General features: G+C 34.0%; 16 protein-coding genes. 11 read left to right on the forward strand and 5 right to left on the reverse strand.

The genetic code is table 11. From position 1 onward, the window contains the following. Positions 1-16: 16 nt before the first annotated feature. Positions 17-889, reverse strand: a complete 873-nt coding sequence (locus BAQ48_RS09830) for an AraC family transcriptional regulator (RefSeq protein WP_071710927.1) — start codon at positions 887-889, stop codon at positions 17-19. Between the two features lie 305 nt (positions 890-1,194). Here BAQ48_RS09830 and BAQ48_RS09835 point away from each other — a divergent pair, with 305 nt between their 5' ends. Together BAQ48_RS09835 and BAQ48_RS09840 are read left to right on the forward strand one after the other, a co-directional pair. After that, positions 1,195-1,965: an ABC transporter ATP-binding protein gene (locus BAQ48_RS09835; RefSeq protein ID WP_071710928.1), complete on the forward strand. Its 771-nt coding sequence runs from the start codon at positions 1,195-1,197 to the stop codon at positions 1,963-1,965. Continuing rightward, positions 1,952-3,901 (forward strand): ABC transporter permease, encoded by a 1,950-nt coding sequence (locus BAQ48_RS09840; protein WP_071710929.1) that lies wholly within the window; start codon positions 1,952-1,954, stop codon positions 3,899-3,901. Before BAQ48_RS09835 ends, BAQ48_RS09840 begins: the two co-directional genes overlap by 14 nt. A gap of 102 nt (positions 3,902-4,003) precedes the next feature. Here the strand turns inward: BAQ48_RS09840 and BAQ48_RS09845 are convergent, their stop codons facing one another. Continuing rightward, positions 4,004-4,303, reverse strand: coding sequence for a YolD-like family protein (locus BAQ48_RS09845; RefSeq protein ID WP_071710930.1), 300 nt, complete (start codon positions 4,301-4,303; stop codon positions 4,004-4,006). A gap of 287 nt (positions 4,304-4,590) precedes the next feature. Next, the gene (locus tag BAQ48_RS09850; protein ID WP_071710931.1) at positions 4,591-5,820 is read right to left on the reverse strand and encodes a helix-turn-helix domain-containing protein; all 1,230 of its coding nucleotides are present in this window, start codon (positions 5,818-5,820) and stop codon (positions 4,591-4,593) included. Between the two features lie 457 nt (positions 5,821-6,277). Between BAQ48_RS09850 and BAQ48_RS09855 the strand changes: the two genes are divergently transcribed. Both BAQ48_RS09855 and BAQ48_RS09860 read left to right on the forward strand, forming a co-directional pair. After that, the gene (locus BAQ48_RS09855; protein ID WP_071710932.1) at positions 6,278-6,457 is read left to right on the forward strand and encodes a hypothetical protein; all 180 of its coding nucleotides are present in this window, start codon (positions 6,278-6,280) and stop codon (positions 6,455-6,457) included. A gap of 491 nt (positions 6,458-6,948) precedes the next feature. Further along, positions 6,949-7,638 carry a DUF7003 family protein gene (locus BAQ48_RS09860; protein WP_071710933.1) on the forward strand — a complete coding sequence of 230 codons (690 nt, stop codon included), beginning with the start codon at positions 6,949-6,951 and terminating at the stop codon, positions 7,636-7,638. Between the two features lie 79 nt (positions 7,639-7,717). On the opposite strand, the gene BAQ48_RS09865 is transcribed toward BAQ48_RS09860, so the two are convergent. Together BAQ48_RS09865 and hpt are read right to left on the reverse strand one after the other, a co-directional pair. Further along, a complete protein-coding gene (locus BAQ48_RS09865) occupies positions 7,718-8,620 on the reverse strand; it encodes a diacylglycerol/lipid kinase family protein (RefSeq protein WP_071710934.1) in 903 nt (300 codons plus the stop codon). Positions 8,621-8,703: 83 nt separating this feature from the next. Continuing rightward, a complete protein-coding gene (hpt, locus tag BAQ48_RS09870) occupies positions 8,704-9,231 on the reverse strand; it encodes a hypoxanthine phosphoribosyltransferase (RefSeq protein WP_071710935.1) in 528 nt (175 codons plus the stop codon). A gap of 161 nt (positions 9,232-9,392) precedes the next feature. Between hpt and BAQ48_RS09875 the strand changes: the two genes are divergently transcribed. The 7 genes from BAQ48_RS09875 to BAQ48_RS09905 all read left to right on the forward strand — a co-directional run bounded on the left by BAQ48_RS09875 (position 9,393) and on the right by BAQ48_RS09905 (position 16,811). After that, positions 9,393-9,608 (forward strand): hypothetical protein, encoded by a 216-nt coding sequence (locus BAQ48_RS09875; protein WP_116758500.1) that lies wholly within the window; start codon positions 9,393-9,395, stop codon positions 9,606-9,608. Between the two features lie 183 nt (positions 9,609-9,791). Continuing rightward, positions 9,792-10,124 carry a hypothetical protein gene (locus BAQ48_RS09880; RefSeq protein ID WP_071710937.1) on the forward strand — a complete coding sequence of 111 codons (333 nt, stop codon included), beginning with the start codon at positions 9,792-9,794 and terminating at the stop codon, positions 10,122-10,124. Positions 10,125-10,290: 166 nt separating this feature from the next. Next, on the forward strand, positions 10,291-12,957 hold the full coding sequence (locus BAQ48_RS09885; RefSeq protein WP_071710938.1) for an S-layer homology domain-containing protein: 2,667 nt from the start codon (positions 10,291-10,293) through the stop codon (positions 12,955-12,957). A 161-nt stretch (positions 12,958-13,118) separates the two neighbouring features. Further along, complete coding sequence (locus tag BAQ48_RS09890) at positions 13,119-13,523, forward strand: LPXTG cell wall anchor domain-containing protein (protein ID WP_071710939.1); 405 nt, start codon at positions 13,119-13,121, stop codon at positions 13,521-13,523. 89 nt (positions 13,524-13,612) lie between these two features. Then, the gene (locus BAQ48_RS09895; RefSeq protein WP_071710940.1) at positions 13,613-14,233 is read left to right on the forward strand and encodes a class D sortase; all 621 of its coding nucleotides are present in this window, start codon (positions 13,613-13,615) and stop codon (positions 14,231-14,233) included. A gap of 38 nt (positions 14,234-14,271) precedes the next feature. After that, positions 14,272-14,961, forward strand: a complete 690-nt coding sequence (locus tag BAQ48_RS09900; protein WP_071710941.1) for a response regulator transcription factor — start codon at positions 14,272-14,274, stop codon at positions 14,959-14,961. Next, complete coding sequence (locus BAQ48_RS09905) at positions 14,958-16,811, forward strand: sensor histidine kinase (protein ID WP_071710942.1); 1,854 nt, start codon at positions 14,958-14,960, stop codon at positions 16,809-16,811. The genes BAQ48_RS09900 and BAQ48_RS09905 overlap by 4 nt, the downstream gene beginning before the upstream one ends. Positions 16,812-16,968: the final 157 nt, after the last annotated feature.

The raw sequence follows: 16,968 nt of genomic DNA on the forward strand, positions 1-16,968 counted from the left end.
ACTTTAGACCCTTATATTACTTTTTCAAAACAGGTACCCATATCTCGCTCCTGAAATTCGGCGAGGATACGTCTTTACTTTCATTCCACAATATTTCCGGTCCTTCTGCTAGTTCATAGTTCGAAGAAGGGAACCATTCGGAATAAATACGTCCCCATACATTTTGCAATGTTTCAGGAAATGGACCGACAGCTTCAAATATAGCCCAAGTTGAAGCTGCAACTTCCAGTTGGGCGAATTGCTCTGGACAATCTTTCGCTGTGGCTACTCCAATGTAGTGATCGAGTTCGCCTTTTTCTTCCATTCTTCCTTCAGAAAAGTTAGTAGAGGCACTAATGATTCCATTAGGTTCCACATTTGAAAGCATCTTTAATGTTTGAATAGACTCTGGGTTTAAACTTTTCCACATAGAAGCAATTTCTTCATTTACACCGTTAAATACAATCGGTACGCGTTTTGTAATACCTATAATTCGAAATGGTTCTTTTTCTTCAATTCGATAGTTCATTTCATTTCCTCCTTGAATCGATAACTGGAAGGTCATTGGTGAATAAGCTTTCAAAGAATGACTACTATTTCGGGCCTCTGAAGGTGTTATGCCGTGCAAATTTTGAAAGGCACGAGAGAATGAATCTGGTGAGTTGTATCCATATTTTATAGCGACATCAATGACTTTTACATTGCTGTTTTGTAGTTCAAAGGCAGCAAGAGTAAGACGTCTACAACGAATATATTCTGATAGTGATATGCCAGCTAGAAATGAAAACATTCTTTTGAAATGATATTCCGAGCAGTAAGCTAGCCTTGCAACTTCTTTAAAATTAATTTCATTTGTTAGGTTGTTTTCAATATAGCGCATTGCAGTATTCATATGTTTAAGTGAATCCATATGATGACCTCCTCTGTACATAGAATAGCAAGAACGAAATAGCTCCATCCGACATTTTGTGCACAACTTTGTAGGTAGTTTTTTCACCTTACAAAAATGTAATGTTCCTGTAAGGAGAATGAATGGATGGCATGATATCCCAATGTTATAGTAACAAAGTACTTTGATTCAGTAGGTTAAATTTTGATGTCTTTACTTACGTGCCTTACATAACTGTCATGTTTGTGTAAGAAACATCGATAGTGGCAAGAGTAGAGAATGTATATAGTTGAAGATAGAGAATAGATGAAATGAGGGATGTCGAGATGAAAACAGTGTTAGAAGCAAAAAATATTAAAAAAGTATATGACACGGGTGGTAATAAATTTGCAGCGTTAAAGGGTATTAACTTACAAGTAAAAGAAGGTGAGTTTGTTGGAATTATGGGTCCTTCTGGTTCTGGTAAGACGACACTACTAAATGTTCTTTCTACAATTGATAATGCGACGAATGGTGAAATTTTAATTGATGGAAAAGATATCGTGAAAATGAATGATGATAAGTTAGCGTTATTCCGCCGCGATCATTTAGGGTTCATTTTCCAAGATTATAACTTATTAGATACGTTAACGGTGAAAGAGAATATTGCTTTACCACTTGCGTTATCGAAAGTGAAAGCGAGTGAGATTGATCGCCGCGTTCTTGAAATCTCAAAGAAATTTGGCATTGATCACATTTTAAGCCAGTTCCCATATCAAGTATCTGGTGGACAGAAGCAAAGATGCGCGGCATCGCGTGCAATTGTTACAAATCCAAGTATGATTTTCGGGGACGAGCCAACTGGAGCACTTGATTCTAAATCAGCGACAGATTTATTAGAAAGTATGAAGTCGTTAAATGAATATGATAACTCTACAATTTTAATGGTAACGCACGATGCGTTTGCGGCGAGTTACTGTAAACGAGTTATTTTCATTAAAGATGGTGAGTTATATAAAGAATTACACCGCGGCGAATTAACGCGTAAACAATTCTTCCAACAAGTCGTTGACGTAATGTCTTCTATTTCCGGAGGTATGGCTGATGACCTTATCTAGCATTGCCCTCCGCAACATACAGCGGAATTTTAAAGACTACTTTGTGTATTTTGCATCTATGATTTTTAGTATTGTCATTTATTTTACCTTTAAAGCGCTGCAATACAATTCACAAATGGAAAAAGCAGCGGAAGCTTCTAAAAAAATTAGCGGGGCATTCCAAGTTTCGAGTGTCATGCTTATCATTTTCGTGGCAGTGTTCATTATATATTCGAACGGTTTCTTTACACGTAAACGTAAAAAAGAAGTTGGACTATATTCCTTATTAGGTATTCGAAAAAGACAAATCGGTAAAATGCTCTTTTATGAAAATATGTTAATGGGATTAATGTCTTTAATTATCGGAATTGCGATTGGTAGTGTCCTTTCGAAGCTATTCCTTGAACTGCTAGTAAGCATGATGGGATTAAACTTAAATGTTCATTTTGAAGTACCGATGGCTGCAATTGTTGATACGGCACTTATTTTCCTTGTGATTATTTTGTATACATCACTTCAAGGATATCGTTTAATTTATCGATTTAAGCTAATTGAACTTTTCCGTGCAGAACGTGAAGGAGAAGCAATGCCAAAAGGATCTGTCATTATGGCATTAATTTCAGTTGTCTTAATCGGTTCAGGTTATTTCTTAGCATTAATGTTCATGAAGGCAGTTCAATATGCAGACTTTATGGCAGTTGCACTTTATATTTTACTGGCAACAGTATTAGGTACGTACTTACTATTTATGTTCTTTACAGTATTCGTATTGAAACGTGCAAGAACGAATAAATCATCGTTTTATAACGGTATGAATATGGTAACGACGTCACAGCTACTATATCGTATTAAAGGAAATGCAAAGTCACTTGCGACAATTTCTATTTTAAGCGCGGTAACATTAACAGCGGTTGGTACGTCAGTTACGATGTATTACAACACATTTACGCAATCAAAAGTAGTTGCACCATATAGCTATTCTTATGAGAAAAAAGATGCAGCGCTTGATAAGAAAGTAAATGCGATTTTTGCAGAAGAGAAGAAAAATCATCCGATTAAAGATCAATTTGAAATTGAGACAGTTCCTGTAAAAGGGAAGTTTGAAGGAGATAAAGTTGATTTCATTCTGAATATGAACTATACGATTTCAGAGAAGTATCAGTTTATGTCACAGTCTGAATTTAACAAGCTTGCTAAAAAAATTGATGCAGAAACAGTGAATGTAGCTGCTGGTGAAGCATTTATATATGATAGTTCGTATATTGAAGGGCATGAGTTTAGTCCACAATATAAAGGAAACAAAGCAGTATTCCAAATCGGAAACGAAACGAAGCAATTAAAAATTCAAGGTGCCAATGACGTCGCGATTACAAATTTAGGTGAATTAGTTGTTGTCGTTTCAGATGAAATGTATGAGCAAGCGAAGCAAGCATTTGGAACACGCGTTGTAAAAAATATTGATGTAAAAGATGAAAAAGATAGTAAAGTGTTAACAGAAAAATTAACAAAAGTGATGCCAGCTGGTGAATCAGAAATGGTGCCATCATTTAGAGATTTCTACACTGGTTTCCATATGGGGCTTGAAGGAACAGGATTAATGATGTTTATTGGAATGTTCTTAGGTCTTGTATTCTTACTAGCAACAGGTTCTATCATTTACTTTAAACAATTAACAGAAGCAAATGCTGATCGTGAGCGTTATGTTGTACTTCACAAAATAGGGGTCACAAAACAAGAAATGAAAAAAGCTATTGCAAAACAAGTAAGCTTTATCTTTGCGATCCCGTTAGTAATCGGAATCCTGCACAGCTTGTTTGCATTAAAAGGTTTAGGGAACATACTACCATTTGAAATTATGATTCCGCTCCTAATTAGTATTGGAGTATATGGCGTCATTTATATCGGATATTACTTCATCACAGTTCGTTCTTATTATAAGATTGTGAGCGCGAAGTAATAGGAGATAATTATAAGAAGCTAAAAAGCCATTCACTTAATTTTTTATGAGGTGAATGGCTTTTTGTTTTTGTATATAAGTGCGACTAAGAGGGAGACACAATTAACGAGCATCAATTATGTCTATAAGACTAAAAGTATGTTTATGACCAAAGATATCTATGCATATTACAGTACGTTTTAAAGGATGTATTTCCATTACGGTCATGTACATTGTAGGAAAATAACCATTTTTATAATACGTGATCAATATTTCTACTTCTGAAATGAATGAGCGTAATAAGGTGTCTTCAATTCTTTCTCTATCATCGTATGGTGATACTTTTCGTGTGTCTTTCGTGTCGGCAGATTGTTTAGACATAATATTCATTGAAATCGATTTAAATATGTTTGCACTGCTCATGCTTTCTATTCTCCTAACAATATATTTTCTATATAGGAAGGTTAATGACTATGGAAGTAGTTATTACAGATAATTTATAAGCATTTTGTTTATAGGACGATATTGGAAAACGAATTTGCTTGATACTAGAAAATTAACAAATAAATTACCATATTTATAGTAATTTATTTGTCATTTTTGTACTTTTTTGAATGCGGTTAAAATTTTATTTGGGAGGAAGGAGAATAAAATGAATATGAGGTGAGAAAAGTATTATACTTATCTCACCTCATAGTAAGAAAACATCTTTATATAACAGTATGATTTTCACGATATTGTCTAGGTGTCATATTCGTGATTTTTTTGAAAACTCGTGTGAAATAACTTTGGTCATTAAAATTAAGCCATGTACAAATATCTGATAATGGATAGGTCGTTAATGTTAATAATTTTTTAGCTTCTTCTACCCGTTCTCTTTGAATGTATTCACTTAAAGGAATGCCCACTTCTTTTTTAAACAGTTTTGATAAATAAGTAGGAGAAATATGTAAAAGATTAGCAAGGTCATTGAGAGATATTTCATCGTAAATTTGCTTGTGAATATGATTAAGGCATGTAGTAATGGAATTAGAATATACTTGATTATTATATTCTTTAACACGTTCTGCAAAAGTACATAACGCATCTTCAATTAATCTATTTACGGAATACATGTTATCTAGTTTTTCAATGGTTTGTATATATAAAGTACCGAGTGAAAAAGCAATATCTGACGGAAGATTACCGTCTATCGCATACCGAATGGCTAGCGTAATTGCGATAATTCCATTGTTTTTTTGGTTTCTAAGTTGATCGCCTTTGGATGAAATTGCCGCGTCTTCCTGAGGGAATGAATATGCATATTGTATGACCTTTTCTTTATTGCCTTCTTTAATTGCTGAAAAAAATTTACGTTCCAATGATATGTCATAATTTTGCGGATCATGCCGGCGACGTTTTGAAATGTATAGATCAGGATTTACGATTTTATAAGAAACGTCTTCGAGTAATTTATTTTTCTCCCAAACAATATCTCGATCTAATTTTTCATTGAAGATTACGTAATGTAACCAAATACTTATATCGATGAGTGTACTTTTTTTTACCTCAGGTAGAAATTGATAGTAGTCTACTCCTTGTTGCATGTTATTCGTACAGTTAAAATATTTCATAAGTTTAATCGCCATTTCATCAGATACTTTTGGATAGGTAGTAGGACCGATTATAATTGTGCCTTTTATATGTTCATGGTTTGTTATATGGATGATAATGAAATTTTCAAGATACTCATTCCCTTTGAAAAGTGGGAAATTACAAGGAGCATTTTCTTGATACATCTCACTAAGATGTTCTTCTTTAGAAGAATAAAAAGGACTACAAATCGTATGAGAAGTAGCTTCATATAAAATTTTTTTGTCAGTAGATAAAAACTGAATAGGTACATGAAAAGTTCTATGCACAAGATCACATAAGTATTGTAGATCAATGGATTTATTCATTATTTTCTCCTTTTAAATAGTATTAAATCTACATCCATTTCCATAAGATGTGAATTTCTTAATATTCATTTATCCCGCTTTAATGGGCAGTAAGAACCCCACCTCAAAATTCAGCGAAAGCAAAGAAGTTAGGTGGGGGATCAACTGCCCATAAAAGTCCGATTGGTGAAGGCTAATAATCAGTGGGGGATGAAGAAAACCCCCACTGATTAAAGTTTCACTTTATTCTTACTTTTTATAAAAAGATTGCATATATTTACGGATTCATTTACTTAGGTGTTGTATAGCAAAAGACGTATTGATGGTGGTTTCCATAAAAGTTTTCTTTTATATCTATTATACCAAATAAATAAATACAGAAGAGTTATTTATATCCAAAACCCCTTCCTAATTATTATTAGTTGAAATAATCGAGTTGTTATTACATGGTAAAATATAGAAGGAGGAGGCGGGAAGTATGCTACTTATTGTTAGCCTTATATTAATTGGAATTATGTGTAGTATGAGAATAGTATCCTTACATATGATAGAACGGCAAATAATAGAAGAGCGATATGTATATTGCCCAAAATGTGATGCGAAAATTAGAAGAGGAAACTCTGCTCCTTTTTGTTCGAAGTGTAATTTAATATTTTAAAGAAGATAAAAAGGCCGCAACGAACATATTTCAGTTCGTTGTGGCCTTTTTTGAATGAAGAATAATAACAACTTTCTATGTTCCACTTATAATTTCTACAGTTATCTCCACAAGAATAGTGGATTTTGTTAAATAAAATCATTTTTAATAATTTTATTTTGGAGCTACAGACGTTGAAACATAAAATTGTTACTTATTAGTATCTATAACACTTTAAAGTGCGTACTTTTTATTGCATTTCTTTTTAAGGAAATATTAAGAAACCAAAGCACTATTTATTAAGAAAATGTATCTGTACTGAAGTCTGTTGCCTGAACAAAGTTTGTCCTCTCCCTTATATCAAGGTGCTTCTTTCCTTCGTTGTATATAAAAATCACTAGAGCATGCAAATAGACCATTCTGCTATTTTTAAGTAGTATTATTAGAATGTCACAGGCAAGTATGGCTATGTTATACTTTGGTGAAATTGAAAAGTTTATATAGAGGTGAAGATGATACATATGCAAAAAGATATTTTGAAACTATTAGATAAAAAACAAAGTAACTATGAATTTCCTGCTTTTGATAATGAAGATATGGATATTTCACAAGTGAAATTCTCTCTTTTCTTTAAAGATAATAAGGATTGGTTAATGGTGTTTCAAATTGTTGGTGTAGGTTCATTAGGGGTATTTAATGATATTCAAGTATATGGCGATAGAATTACTCATTCAATGGGTGATGATGGTATTTTGCAATTAAATGATGGAGATTATGAATTATTTGATGATGAAGGTAATTTTATACCGGATATGTATACTGGCAGTTTAAAAATACGTGAGCATCATTTTGAATATAAATTTACAGAAGAAGAGTATGGAGATAATGGAATAGATGTACAAACGACAGAATCTTATCCAAGAGATTTCATGCGTATGCTTGCTACTCATGACGAAGCTAGAAAATTATTATGGTGGGATAAAGAAGAGATTTTAGAAGAGTTCGGTTTAGAAGGCGATTGGGAAGTAGCGTATGAAACGGAAGAATGGAAACACGTTGAAGAAGAGAAAGTAAGTGAAAATGAATTTTTCCAATCAGTAGCCGCTGCAATAGAGACGCAAGATACAGGCGTTATTGTGAATAAGGATTGTAATACGCACTGGAAAAATTGGGTGGAGTTTGATTACGAAAACTTATATTAAAAATGAAAAAACAGGTTAAAATACCTTTCTAATAAAAAAGACGAGCTAAAGTGTTGAAACTTTAGTTCGTCTTTTTGTATTACACAACCGCAGGATTATAAATCATCGTAAAGTGCCCTTGTAACAATTCTATATGACATGGTGTATGAAGCGAACTTTCGCCATCTGTATCTACTTCTTTTTCTTCTTCTGTTTCAATATGAATGGATTTCGCTTTTACGTGGAAGATGTCATTTTCATTTGTGTCTTCGAATAGTTTCTTGCCGATATAATCTTTAAATGCTTGAATCCCCGTTGATTTGACTACGAAAATATCAAGTGTTCCATCATCGCATTTTACATTTGGAATAAAGGAAGGAATACCACCAAGATATTCACCGTTTCCTACCATAACAAGGACAGCTTCGTCTTCATATACTTGTCCGTCGTAAGTGATTTTGACTGGGAATGTTTCAGCGTTTTTGACAGTTCGAATGGTGCTTAAGTAGTAACCAATTTTACCAAGCTTTGCTTTCTCTTCTGCGTCAATATTGTTTGATACTTCAGAAACGAGTCCAATACCCCAGAAGTTTAAGAAGTGTTGTCCGTTTGCTTTTGCGACGTCAACTGGTTTTACGTGTTCCTTTGTGATCAGTTTTGCTGCGTCTGCAATATTTTGCGGAACACCAAGTGTACGAGAGAAGTCGTTGCAAGTTCCGCCTGGAATGATTGCAAGTGTAGGTCTAGTTTCAAGAGGGGCTAATCCGTTTGTGCATTCAAATACAGTTCCGTCACCACCAAAGACGATAATTAAATCTACTTTACTAGCAAACTCTTGGCAATATTTTGTTGCATCACCTTGCTTTTTCGTATGAAGGATATGTAAATCAGGAAAAGCTGTGGCAAGAGGTGGTACGATTTTCGCTAAATTTGTATGTAAGTCGCCTTGACCGGCTTTCGGATTTACGATGAGGAGTACTTTTTCAAATTTTGTCTTTGGCATTTTTATTCTCTCCCTTTGTCTTGTACGAATCGTGATAGAAAATAAACTTTCATCAGTAATTGATGAAAGTTTATTTTGTTATATTAGTCCGTTACAACTGAAGCGATAAATGGTAAGTTACGATATTTTTCCGCACAGTCGATACCGTATCCAACGATAAATTCGTCTGGAATTTGGAAGCCAACATATTCAGCTTTTAAGTCCACTTTACGGCGCTCTGGCTTATCAAGTAACGTACAGAATTTGAGTGCCTTCGGTTTATGCATAAAGAAGTGATCTTTTAAGAAGTGCAGTGTTAAACCTGAATCGATAATATCTTCTACGACAATTACGTTTTTTCCAGTAATGTTTACGTCGATATCTTTTAGTAGTTTCACTTTTCCTGTTGTTTCTGTTTGATTTCCATAGCTAGATGCAGAGATGAAATCAATTGTTACATCGTTTTTAATGTGACGAATTAAATCAGCAGCAAATACGAATGAACCTTTTAATACTGCGATGACTACGATTTCTTCTCCTTCAAAGTCACGTTCGATTTGAAGTGCTAGTTCTTTTACTTTTGCTTGTAATTGTTCTTCAGAAATTAAAGTGTCTTTTATTTCAATATTCATTGGAGTCCTCCTACAGTGTAAAACTTGTGAACATTTCGACTGTAAAGGATAGAAAGGAAAAAGTCAAAGAAGATAGTAATTTTTTACAAAGACAACAACAAAATCATCTGATGATATGATATACTAATCATGATAAGAAAACGCTTCCATAAAGGGTGATTATAATGAAGAAGAAACAGTACACAAGTGTAACATTTATAAAAGCATTACTATTAACCATTGTTCTTGGCCTGTTGGCTTACATAATTGACGTACCTGTAATTCGCATTTCACTAATTGGAATGACGTTAGTATTAGGCGCAATTTCCCACGGTATGATGTCGCAGCTGCAAGAAGCTGGACTTGATAATATGAATGATCATATAGATAAAAAGTGAGAAACCTTCATGTATATATAATGAAGGTTTTTTCTTTTCTTACAAAAATGTAAGGTAGTTGTAAGACAAATCGATAGTTGCATAATAGCATTTTGGATACACTATGGGTGTAAGGTAAAAGGCAAGCATATTTAGGTAAACTAAGTTTTAGGCACTCTATATGTGAAGAAGGAGTAGGAGGGCATGGAGAAACGTTGGACAACCTTTTCTTTTTTAGCAACTAGTAACACCGTAATGCTAGCTGGTGAAATGGATTTTTTGCACTTGTTTGATCGAGAAGACGATCATTCTTCTTCTAAATTTACAATGAAATGGTGTAAGTGGAGCGAAAATTGTAGATTGGAAGAAGAGGCCCCTAAAGAAGAGCAAAAAATTATTTTAACAAATCCTATTAAAGCGTGGGTTGTTCAACGTCGCAAGTGTAACGTCAAAAATCACTTCAAGAAAACTGAGCCGAGACAATTAGTTATCGCTCCGGCCCGCTCTACTTCTAAATCACGCGAAAGTAACATGTAAATATTGAGACACACACCCGAAAAGAGCACTGTATCATACAGTGCTCTTTTTCTTTTTTGTAAAAATCCTTTTGTCTGAGGAAAAATTTGTTATGATTATGGAGGAATCTTACATTTTACATATTGTTAGGAAATATGAACGTAATAAAATTCGAAGAGGTGTGTGTATGATGAAAAAGTATAGTGTAATTGCAGTAGCGAGTCTGTTAGCGACAAATCTATTAACATTTCCTTCTAGTTCACTAGCGGAAATTGAAAATAAAACGAGAAATAGTATAGAAGCTTTACCACACATACAGAGCAATGAGAAAAGCGAACTGCACAAACAATTAGAAGCTGTCAAAGAACGACAAATAGAATTAGAAAAAAGAGAAGAAATTTTAAAACAGCAGGAAGAATTATTTGTTAAGGTAGATGAATTAAACCAGAAAAAAGACGAGTTACTGAAACAAGATGGTGAACATAAAGTACAACTGGAAGAAGTACAGCAGGAATTAGATGAGTTGAAAAAGCAGCAAGCAGAACTTGAAGGGAAGAACCCGTTACAAGTGAAGGATAACAATGAAGAGAAAAAAGCTGCTGAATTAAAAAAACAAGAAGAACTTGAAGAGAAGAATGCATTAGAAATAAAAGAAAACAATAGCCAAGAAGAAAAAACTCTTGAAGAATTAGAAGAACAAAAAAAGAAGGACGAGCTAAAGAAGCAACAAGATGAATTACGAAAACAGCAGGAAGAATTGAAAAAGCAACAACTAGAAATGGAGCAGCAAATAAAACAAGAGCTTGAATTAAAACAAAAAGAGGAACAAGCAAAACAAGAACTTGAATTAAAACAAAAAGAAGAACAGGCAAAACAAGAACTTGAATTAAAACAAAAAGAAGAACAGGCAAAACAAGAACTTGAGCTAAAACAAAAAGAGGAACAAACAAAACAAGAATTTGAATTGAAACAAAAAGAAGAACAGGAAAAGAGAGAAGCAGAATTAAAACGAGCTGCTATTACAATGCAAGCAGCGCCGCAATCGTTTCCTGATGTGCCAAAGTGGGCGGAAGAGTCTGTTTATTATTTAGTTCATAAACAGGTGATTTCTGGGATGCCGGATGGAACGTTTGCATCAAACAAAGTATTAAGTAGAGCTGAAGCAGCTACGATTATGGCGAAAATTTTAGGATTAGAAGTTAAAGAAGGAGAAAAGCCAACTTTTACAGACTCTCAAGACCATTGGGCAACTTCTTATATTGCTGCGGTGGAAAAAGCAGGTGTCATTAAAGGTGAAGGAAATGGGAAATTTAATCCGAATGGACAAATGACAAGAGCTGCTATGGCAGCGATGTTGGTCCAAGCTTATCAATTAGACAAAAAGGTTAATGAAGAATTACCAACATTATTTGCTGATGTAAAAGATCATTGGGGTGAGAAATTCATTAATATTTTAGTAGGCATGGGTATATCCAGTGGTGTTGATGGAGAGCATTGGCAACCGGATAGATCCATTACGCGTGCAGAGGCAGCGCAGCTCGTCGCAGTTACAGATAAGTCTAAAGACAATGAAGTGAAGGTAAAAAAGATAAACATTTCGAAAAAATTCTTTACGTATAATGGACCATCTTTATCATCTGGAATTTCAAAGGAATATGGACCTAGGGAAGTAACAGTGTATGAAGAACGAGAAGATGGATGGATTAGAATTCATACGGAAGAAGGTTTTAAGTGGGTTTGTTTAGTTGAAAAGAAAATAAATATGAATAATAACTTTTTGACATACAATGAGGCATCCTTATCTTCTGGTATTTCAAGTGAGTATACTCCGCAAATAGTAACAGTTGTTGAAGAGCGAGAAGGAAATTGGATTAAAATTTATACTGGTTTAGGTTATAAGTGGGTATGTTTAATAGACAAGAAAGTACAGATTGATAGAGACTTTACTACTTATGATGCCCCTGTCCGATCTGCAAATATATTAGGTTATTATGGGCCTCAAGTAGTAACTGTTGTAGAGGAAAGAGGTACGTGGCTTCGTATACGTACATATGCAGGCTATCAATGGTTAGATACGAAAAAAGAAGCGAAGTATTTATCTAAAGTATTCTTTGCTTATGATAGTCCGAGTTTTGTATCTCGTGTATCCGGAAAGTATGCACCACAGACAGTAGAAGTTTATGGTGAAAGAGATGGTGGCTGGATTCAAATTCAAACTAGTAACGGATTAAAGTGGGTTAATGAAGGAAATGTTAATCGTAGTCAGGTCATACTGAATGTACCGTCGCTGTATCAATTCCCAGAATTGAATAATGGATGTGAAGTTGTTTCTTTACAAATGCTTGTGGAACATCAAATTGGTCGTTCGTTCAATAAAGTGATGTTTGCGTTTGAAATGCCGTTTGATCAAACGAAGTTAAAAAATTATAAAACGTCATCACAAATTTGGGGAGATCCAGATGTAGGATTTGTAGGTGATGTAACAGGGAATACACCAGGGTATTCTATTAATCCAGAACCACTAAAACGATTGTTAGATAAATATGCAAGAGGAACGAACTTAACCGGAAATGATCTTTCTGTTTTAGAAGACTATGTAAGAAATGGGAAACCAGTAGTAACATGGGTAACTGTCGCTTTAAATAACCCAAGACCAATTACAACGTGGAAAACACCAGGTGGAAAAACAATTTCTGCAAGAATGAATACGCATGCAGTTGTTTTAACAGGTGTGGATGATAATTACGTATACTATAATGATCCGTTTTATGGGACGAAAAATGTAAAAGTAAGTAAGAGCCGATTTGCAAGTATTTATAATCAAATGGGCAAGAAAGCTTTAAGTGTAGATTAACTTTAAAAGGTTATCCGAAGATTATTTCGGATAACCTTTTTTTACAATGAAATCTTTAAATGAAATATATTTCATCTGCACCTTATATTTACATCAATTATTTATTCTAGTGATACATCCGGTGCGAGTTGATGTAAATAAAATATAGGGAGAGAATAAAAATGAAAAAGAAACTATTACCAATCTGTGCAATGGCTTTTTTAACAGTAGGATATTCTTCAGTAGTAAGTGCGGATACTGGAACAGTAACAAAGGAAGAACAGGCGCAAATACAGCAAGATAAAGCAAAAAAAGAAGCTGCGATTAAGGAACAACAAAAAAATGATGTAGCGAAAAAGCAAGCCGCGCAAGTACAAGAAAAAAGTGATATGGCAAAAAAAGAAGCCGCAATTAAGGAACAGCAAAAAAATGCTACAGCGAAAAAAGAAGTAGCGAAGCCAGTTGTACAAGGTGAAAAATTACCAAACACAGCATCAAATAATGTCGCAATGATGGGCTTAAGTGCCTCTCTTGTAGCAATAGGTACATTATTTGGTTTGAATCGTCGCAATAAAGTTAAGGGGTAAATAAAATATTGTCCTATAAAGAATGGGATAATTTCACATATTAAAAATGGTAGGTTATTCCTACCATTTTTTGCATGGAGGGATGAAATGTGAAGTTGCTTAATTATATCGGAATCCTATTGATGGCTATAGGGCTATTCATGGGATCATATTACGCTATGGAATGGTATAAAGGAAAAAGCTCTGCTCAACAATTAACGAAAGAAGAAATAAAGAACTTTAACAATATAGAACATAATCAACTTCCTTATGAAACACCTGTAACTTCTCAAGTACCTTCTTCTCAAACAGAACATAAAGAAGGAGAAAAGGTAGCGATGTTAAATATACCGAAAATAAAAAAGAAGTTTTCTATATATTGGGGAGCTGGTGATGCAACGTTGAAGAAGGGAGTTGGAATGTTCGTTAGTGATTTAACGACAACGCCATCTGGAGGGGGACATACTGTACTGAGTGGGCACCGGGATACGGTATTTACAGAGTTGGGAGAGTTAAAAGAAAAGGATACCCTTATTTTAGAGTATGATAAAAAAACTTACACATATGAAATTCAAAAAATATGGATTACCCATGCTGATGATCGTACTGTTATTATAAAAAAAGAAGAGCCAATATTAACACTGACAACTTGCTATCCATTTGATTATATAGGGGATGCACCAGATAGATATATTATCGAGGCGAAATTAACTGCTAGTTATTCAAAATGAAATTGTAGTTTCTGAAAGCGGGAGGGGGTACATAAGTTATGTCAAAGAATATTTTAATTGTTGAAGATGAAGATATATTACGTGAAATATTAAAAGATTATTTTTTGAGTGAGCAATATGTAGTGTTTGAAGCAAGAGATGGGAAAGAAGCTTTAGTTGTGTTTGAGGAAGAAGAAGTAGATTTAGTTATTCTAGATATTATGTTACCAGAACTTGATGGGTGGTCTGTTTGCCGAAGAATCCGTAAGACGTCCGAGGTTCCAATTATTATGCTGACGGCACGTGTTGATGAGGATGATACGTTACTTGGATTTGAACTTGGGGCGGATGATTATGTGACGAAGCCGTATAGCCCACCAATTTTATTAGCAAGAGCGAAAAGGTTGTTAGAAAGCAGAAAAGTGACAAAACAACTTTTAGAGAGTGAAGATAATACGTTATCAATTCATGGTATTCACGTTCATCTACCGTCACGTACTGTTACTGTAGATAGAACAGATATTAATTTAACACATACTGAGTTTGAAATATTAGCGTATTTCATGAAAAACCAAGGGATTGTTTTAACACGAGAGCAACTCATTTCAAGAATTTGGGGATATGAATTTGCTGGCGATGATCGAACGGTTAATAGCCATATTCGTAATTTGCGAAATAAATTAGGAGAAAAAGCAAAGTACATTACAACTGTAGTGCGAACTGGTTATAAATTTGAGGGGACTGTATGAGAAAAGGGATTGTACTGAAATTATTTACTCTCACAACAGCATTATGCATGTTAATTTTAGCGACGATATTTATTGGACAGACGATATTTTTTAAGCAATATTATGCGAATCGAAAAGTGGAAGATATTAAAGTAAATTTAAATTCCTTTGAACAGAATTATTTGAAGGAAGCCGGAAATGCAGAAGGAATTCAAAAGCTGGAGCAAGACTTTTTAAGAGAAAATAATACATGGATTACGACATTAGATCAGAACGGGAATTTAAAGCATGTGGATGATTTTTATTTTGAGGTAACGATAGATCGTAGACAACAAAAGAGCTTTGGACGACAACTATTCAAAATGCCCTTATACAATCTCGTCAATATAGAGGAAATTGATAATAAATCATCAGAGCAGTTTTTAGGCCAAGAAATTTATTTTTCTGGAGTGAAAAAAGAAGATAATTTTATTCCATTCTCTTTCTCGTTATCTAAGCAGAATTTAAGCGGCTCGAATAAACCGTTAGAAAAAGCATTTAATGAGAAAATGAGTAAATTAAATGAGGAGAAGAAGAAAGTAGCTGGGGAACAAGTTGGTAAGGAAAAGAAGCCAGCCGTTCAGGAGCAAGCTGCCCCAGAACCAGATGTTTACATAGCGGGCCGTGTTACGAAAGTACAGTTACCCGATGTAAAAGGTTTTGTAAATCCAATTTATAAGAATAATTTATTCTTCGATAGTATAAAAGAGTTTCAAACGGATTTATTACTAAAAGAGAGTAATCAAATAGAGTATTCAACAAAGACAATGGACTATGAAAAAAATGATATTAAATATAAATTATTAATGAAACCGATAAAAGAAAAAGACGGATCGGTCACATATATATATGCGATGGCTTCCTTACAACCAGTAGATGAAGCTGTACAAATGGTGCAAGATTATTACATCTACATTATTGCATTTGTGGTCGTTCTCATTTTTCTAGCTTCGTTCTATTACTCAAAACAAATTGCAAAACCGTTATTAAAAATAAATGATACAACGAAGAAAATAGCGCATTTAGATTTTACAGAAAAAATACCGATTACTTCAAAAGATGAAATTGGGGATTTATCGAAAAATATTAATGTGCTATCGAATAAACTCCATTCGCATATTGGACAGCTAGAACAAGATATTGAAAAGGAAAGAAAGCTAGAAAAGACACGAAAAGAATTCATATCAGGTGTTTCACATGAATTAAAAACACCACTGAGTATTATGAAAAGCTGTATTTCTATTTTAAAAGATGGGGTAGCTGAACATAAAAAAGAATACTATTTTCAAGCGATGGAACGAGAAGTAGACAAAATGGATACGTTAATTTTGGATATGCTTGAGTTAGCTAAATTTGAGTCAGGCACGTATAAAATGAAAAAGGATTTATTTTATATTGATACAGTAATTGAAGATATATGTGAACATCTTTCTGTGGAAATAGAGAAAAAAGAACTTCGTGTTCAGAAAAATATAGGTCCATTTGAAGTGATGGCAAATCAAGGCCGGATTGAACAAGTCATTGTGAACTTCATTACGAATGCGATACGTTATACACCAAATAAGGAAGATATTATTGTTTCTACAATAGATGAAAAAGGTCGTATAAAAGTATGTATTGAAAATAAGGGTACTCACATTGAAGAAGAGCAGTTAGATAAAATTTGGGATCGTTTTTATCGCGTGGATGCAGCTCGCCAGCGTTCACAGGGGGGAACAGGGCTTGGTCTTGCGATCTCAAAAAATATTTTGGAACTGCACGATGCTGAATATGGGGCAGAAAATACAGAAGATGGTGTGTTATTTTACTTCTATTTACAGAAAAAAGCGTAGATGATGCATGCTACGCTTTTTTTAATTTATTTTCATATTATCTTTACCTAATCTTTATTTTTAAGCGATATAATCTGGTTAGAATATGAGGTTATGTAAGGAGTCGATGAACCGTGCATAGCAATTGGCTAAGTATAATGGTATTCATTTTCTTTTG

The sequence above is a fragment of the Bacillus luti genome (assembly GCF_001884105.1).
Classification (GTDB): domain Bacteria; phylum Bacillota; class Bacilli; order Bacillales; family Bacillaceae_G; genus Bacillus_A; species Bacillus_A luti.